Here is a 5,739-nt window from a genome sequence, read left to right as displayed (position 1 = left end):
GTCTCCGGTCGTCTTGTCGTAGCTCTGGACCGTGGGGATCGGAACCGGCCGCATCATCTCGATCGGCGCGATCGTGTTCGGCCCGTCGATGCTCTGCGGAACGTTCGTCAGCTCATAGCCCACGGCGGTGCTGGGGTTGAGCGGGCCGATGCAGCGCCCGGTGCTCAACACCCCCGAGCAGTCGACCGACTTCCACTCGTAGGTCTCGTTGCAGTTCACCGGCTGGCAGGCCCACGCGTAATACGCGCGGTGGTTGGACGTGCCGGCATCCGACTGCATGTCGTGAACGCCGTGATAGATCTCGCCGCAGATGCCGGTGAACGAGCCGATGTCGTCCGCGTAACCGCGCCAGGCGCGCTTCGGGTTCTTCTTCGTGCCCTTCTTGTAGACCATCGAGCAGGCGTTCGTCGCCGGGTCCCACGTTCCCGAGCAGGAAAACGCACCGCCCGGGCTGATCTTGTCCGAACCCGCGGTGAAGTACCGCTGCCAGATCGTATCCGTCTGCACGCCGTCGCTGTCCGTCAACGTCGACTCGAACGGGTACGCATCTCCGAACGAGAGCGTCGGCAGCAGCAGGACGGCGGCTGCCGCTGCGATCAGGATCCATCTCTTCTTCATTCGCGAAACCCCCTTTTCCTCAGTAATGCGGCCACACGTAGCCGGTGGCGTCGCTCGTGGCGTGGATGAGGACGCCCATGCCCAGATCCAGAGTGAAGTTCGCCGAGGGCGGCGCACCCGACTGCCAGTTCGTGAGCGAAGCGTTCGAGTTGTACTTGCTCACCCGGTCGATCGCGCTTCCGTACTGGGAAGTCAGGTCGTTGAACAGCTCGTTCGCCTTGGTGAACGTCTGGTGGTACGGCGCGGCGGCGTTGTTCCACCCGCCGTTCGCCGCCAGGAAGTCGAGCGTGAAGTTCGGATCGTGCGACCCGACGATCACCGCCTGGTCGATCGGACCGGTGTTCTTCGCGAAGACGATGTAGGCCTCGCCCTTGTTGACGGCGAAATTGGCGCTCGGACTCGACCCCTGGCTCCAGTTCGTCAGCGACGCGTTGCTGTTGAACTTGGACACGCGGTCGATGTCGGGATCCTGCGACTTGATGTCGTTGTACAGCTCGTTCGCCTTCGTGTAGTTGTTGTTCCACGGAAGCGACAGGTCGAACGCGGTCCCCGCCCCCACGTTGGGGACGAACTTGAACCCCATGTTCGAGGCGACGGTCAGGCCGCCGACCAGCATCGCACCCACGGCGACACCTGCCGCCAGCACCCGCAGCCATCTGCGTGCTGTCATGTATGCCTCCTCATGCCTCTGGCCGGCCGACCCTCCCGGCCCGCCGCGCCAGCGCCACACCACCCGCTCCACCGGGGAACGGGGCTGCCGAGGTGCACGCCGCCGCGCCGCGCTCGGGTGCGACCGCCCACAATGTGTACGCCGACGGATCCCCGCCGGCAAACGGTTTCCTGACTTTCCTGCCCGCCCGGGGGGCGGGACCCCAAAGACTCTCGCGCATCATTCCACCCGGTAAAAGACGACCGTCCCGGGCACCGGCGGACCGTTCCGGTCCACCAGGCGCGGGCCCGCCGGAAGGCGGGTCCACAGGTCGGCCCCCGGCTGCGGGGAGAGGCTCTTCGCCACCGCGTGGACCGCCTCCGGCCGGGGGAACTCCAGCACGACCGCGCCGTCCGCGCCTCGAAAGACCCTGATCTCCGGCGCCGACGCGACCGATCCTCCCGCCCGAGGAGCCCGCAATGACGGCGCCAGCGCCGCTACGAGCAGCGCCGCCGCCAGCCCGAGCCCTGCCACCCCACGGAAGCGGGCCCGCCGGGCTCGCGCGCGGCGCATCCGGGCGACGAGGCGCTCGACGGAGGCGTCCGGCACCGATTCGACGAGGGCGCTGCGGAACAGCGCGCCGAGATCGCCGCCGGCCCGATCGGGAAAGTCGGTCACGCGGGGTGGTTTCGCCATCGTCTTCACCTCGGGGGGCGACCGGGTCGATCCCGACCCCCGCCCACGTATACCCGCGACCCGGCCGGAGCGTTCACGCCGGATCGAGCGCGCCCCGTTCGGCGCGCTTCCGCGGACCGGTCATCCGCCTTACCGGGAGACGCCCGCTCCGGCCTTCCCCGGGGCGCCCGGGACGGTGCGGTTTCCGCTCCAAGTCGTTGTGGGCCGGGAGGTTCTGGCCGGACCAGCCGCCCGAAGCGTCAGGGTGCGCGGAAGTCATGGGTTCTCATTGGGATCTGGCGCCGACACGCACCTTCGCGGAAGCATCTTCCGTTCCGCGGGGACGCAGAACGCGTCCCGAGGTCCCCATTCGGACGGGGTTGGGCCTCCGTCCTGCGCTGGAGCGTCGGGACGGACTCGGGCCAGCACGGAGCCGGCGCGACCGATCCGAAGATCGGCCTCGAACGAATCTCACCGGGAGGTGCTGCCGGAGATCGCAAACCCTGAACTGCCAACGCGTTGAACCCGAGCACGCACCAGCGGGGACGCACCCCACATCGCCGGACAGCTCACCTCGTGGCGAGCGCCGGGAGGCGGAGGCTCAGTGCTTGGCGCTCCGGGCTGCGGGTCGCGGGATCCCGCCGATCAGCTCCGGGTGCTCGGCCTCCAGTCGCCGGCGGATCTTGGCCCGCGCCGAGGTGGACAGGCGCCGGACCGTCACCTCGGCGATCCCCAGCGCGTCGGCCACCACGGCCGCCTTGAGGCCGTGGACGTCGCGGAGCAGGAAGACCTCCCGCTCGCGCTCGGTCACCGCCGCGAGGGCCTCTCCGAGGATCCGCCTCAGATCGGTCGCGGCCACCTGCCGGAAGCCCTGGCCTCCGTCCTCGGTCCGCGGACCGGCCGCCTCCAGGCCGGTCTCGCGGCGGGCGGGAGACCGCTCGCGGTGGCTGCGGGCGGCGTTCAAGGTCAGCCGGACGACCCAGGGCTCGAGCGGCCGGGCGGGGTCGAGCCGGCCGAGGCTCCGGTACAGCCGCAGGAAGACCTCCTGCGCGACGTCCTCCGCCTCGGCGAGCGAACCGACGATGGAGCGGGCCACTCGGAGGACGAGACGACCGTGGCGGGCCACGAGGGCGTCGAAGGCCTCCTCGTCGCCGTTTCGGGCGCGGAGGATCAGTTGACGCTCGTCGATCAGGAGAAGCGTCCCCGGCGGCCGGATGCCGCCCCGCGGCCGGCGTGGTAGCTTCGCGCGCGGTGGGAACGATTGTACGCCGACGCGGCGGCGCGCGGCGCCGGCCGGTGCTCCTCGTTGCCCTCACCGGGCTCGCGGCCGGCGCCGGGTGCGCGGTGCGCCAGGAGGCGCCGCCGGTCGTCCTGCTGACGATCGACACGCTCCGGGCCGACCGCCTCGGATGCTACGGCGGGCCGTCGCCCTCGCTCACACCGAACCTCGACCGCCTGGCGGAGGAGGGAGCGAGGATCGACGTGGCGGTGGCGCCGATCAACCGCACGACGCAGGCGGTCGGCACGATCCTCACCGGACTCGACCCCTGGCACCACGGCGCCGACGGCCTCGCGATGCCGCTCCCGGACCGGGTCACGACGGTGGCGGAGGTGTTCAAAGCGCGCGGCTACGCCACGGCCGCGTTCGTGACGAATCTCAACCTCGCGCCGGGACTCGGCTTCGAGCAGGGCTTCGACATTTACTCGAACCCGCAGCCACGGTGGCGCGAGAATTCGGCCCGGCAGCTCACCGACGAGGCGCTCGCGTGGCTCGAGGCCCAGTCCGGCAAGCGGATCTTCCTCTGGATTCACTACCTCGACCCCCACTGGCCCTACACACCCCCGCCCGAGGTCGCCCGCCGGCTCGACCCCGATTTCGCCGGCTGGGACCACGGGGCGGACATCTGGGACCGCCAGCGGCGACACGAGGTCACGAAGGGCCAGGTCATCTACGCGGCCGATACGGTGCTCAGTCCGCGCGAGATCGAGCACCTCCGCCGGCTGTACGACGCCGAGATCGCCGCCACCGACCGCGAGGTGGGACGCCTGCTCGCGGGACTCGCGCGGCTCGGGATTCTCGACCGGGCGGTGCTCCTGTTCGCGTCCGATCACGGAGAGGCGCTGGGCGACCACCGGAAGTGGTTCAGCCACGGCGAGTACCTGTACGAGGACACGCTGCGCGTGCCGATGCTCGTGCGCGCGCCGGGACGGGTCCCGGCGGGGACGGTCCTGTCGGGGATCGTCCCGCTGAACCGGGCGGCGCCCACCCTGCTCGAGCTGGCCGGGGCCCCGGTCCCCGGCGGGCTCGACGGCGAGAGTCTCGCCCCCCTCCTCCGCAGAGGCGGCGAGACCCGCCTTCCTCCGGCGGCGCTGATGCACGCCAACGATTTCCTCCACCTGCATCCCGAAAACCCGCGCCGGCCGGTGAAGGGCCGGAAGGGGCGGTGGTGGGCCTTGAGGGACGGCTCGCTGAAGCTGATCCGGATTCCGCTTCCGGACGGGCGGGCCGAGGAGGAGCTGTACGATCTCGCGGCCGATCCGGAAGAGGCGCGGAACCTCGCCGCCGCCAGGCCCGATCTGCTGGAGCGGATGCGCGGGGAGTTCGAGCGGCGGCTCGCCGAGCTGCTCCGGTCGGCCCGGTTCGGAGAGGTGCCGGAGGCTCTCGATCCGGAGAAGCTCGACGCGCTCAGAAGCCTCGGTTACGCGAACTGACACGGAGGCGATGGGCCGGGCGGAGGGCGAGGGGATGAGGAGGCTGCTCGCGCGCGGCATCGGATCCGTTCGGAGGCTCGTCGAGGCGGTCGAGAGCGAAGGGCCGGGGCCCGGCGGCGCCGCGGCCGTGCTCGCCGGCGTCATCGCCCTCCGGACGGTCCTCGAGATCGCCGTGGCCGACAACCCCGCCTACTCGGCGCTGGCCGGGTTCGTGCAGTATCCGCTCGCCTATCTCGCCCCCTTCGCGGCGCTCACCGTCGTCCTCGCCTTCTGGGCGCGGGTGAGCCCGGCCCGCGTGGCGCGACTGATGACGCTCGCCTGGCTGCTCACGCTGGGACCTCCGCTCGCCGACCTCCTCCTGCACGCGGGCCGAGCCCATGTCCGGGCGATCGGCTACCTGCACGCGGACCCCTCCGACCTCGGCTGGATCTTCCTTCACTTTTTCGACTTCCGGCGTTCCCTCGTCGGAACGACGTTGGGGATCCGGCTCGAGGCGCTCGCCGCGCTGCTCCTGGCGGCGATCTACGTGCGCATGAAGGGGGGCTCGGTCGGACGCTCGGCCGCCGCGGCCGTGTCGGTGTACGCGGTGTCCTTCTTTTTCTTCGCCCTGCCGGTGATCGCCCTCGGCCTGTACCGGCTTCGCCTTCCCGGGACGACGATGAGATCGTTCTACGAGGGCGAAGGTGTCCTGATCCGGGAGAACCCCGCGGCCGGCGCCGACGCCACTCCGATCCTCTGGCTGGTCCCCATCCTCGGCGCGACCCTCCTCGCCTGGCGCACCCTCGAGCGGCGCTCGCCGGAGCCCGGGTGGCTGGCCGGCGGGTCCCCGTCCCCTCGGTTGCCGGGAGCCGGATGGATCGCCGCCGCCGCTTGCGCGTCGGGGATCGTGGCGGCGAGGTGGCTGCACCTTCCGGCCGGGCCGCTCCACGCGGCCTCCGCTTGGGATCTCCTCGCCGGTGCCGCCGGTCCGCTGGGCTGCGGCCTCGCCGCCGCCGCCGCCGTGCCGCGCCGGGCCTCCGGCGACCCGGCCGCCGGCCGGGTGGCGGCCGCCGCCGGGGCGGGCGCGCTCGCGGCGGCTCTCGGCC

The 5,739-nt window shown here is 71.6% G+C and carries 6 protein-coding genes; 2 read left to right on the top strand and 4 right to left on the bottom strand.

The genetic code is table 11. The features are described from left to right. From D6718_11705 to D6718_11690, 4 genes are all read right to left on the bottom strand, one after another. A partial coding sequence (locus D6718_11705; protein ID RMG43655.1) for a hypothetical protein occupies positions 1–618 on the bottom strand: 618 nt, incomplete at its 3' end. A gap of 19 nt (positions 619–637) precedes the next feature. Continuing rightward, on the bottom strand, positions 638–1,264 hold the full coding sequence (locus D6718_11700; GenBank protein ID RMG43654.1) for a hypothetical protein: 627 nt from the start codon (positions 1,262–1,264) through the stop codon (positions 638–640). A 243-nt stretch (positions 1,265–1,507) separates the two neighbouring features. Then, entirely contained in the window at positions 1,508–1,963 is a 456-nt protein-coding gene (locus tag D6718_11695) for a hypothetical protein (GenBank protein ID RMG43653.1), read from the bottom strand. A gap of 580 nt (positions 1,964–2,543) precedes the next feature. Further along, positions 2,544–3,158 (bottom strand): sigma-70 family RNA polymerase sigma factor, encoded by a 615-nt coding sequence (locus D6718_11690; GenBank protein ID RMG43652.1) that lies wholly within the window; start codon positions 3,156–3,158, stop codon positions 2,544–2,546. 17 nt (positions 3,159–3,175) lie between these two features. Between D6718_11690 and D6718_11685 the strand changes: the two genes are divergently transcribed. Next, the gene (locus D6718_11685) at positions 3,176–4,654 is read left to right on the top strand and encodes a hypothetical protein (GenBank protein RMG43651.1); all 1,479 of its coding nucleotides are present in this window, start codon (positions 3,176–3,178) and stop codon (positions 4,652–4,654) included. A gap of 10 nt (positions 4,655–4,664) precedes the next feature. Next, positions 4,665–5,739 (top strand): hypothetical protein (locus tag D6718_11680; protein RMG43650.1); only part of this gene is annotated, 1,075 nt, incomplete at its 3' end.

The sequence above is a fragment of the Acidobacteriota bacterium genome (genome assembly GCA_003696075.1).
Classification (GTDB): domain Bacteria; phylum Acidobacteriota; class Polarisedimenticolia; order J045; family J045; genus J045.
This window is presented reverse-complemented; position numbering and strand designations above follow the sequence as displayed.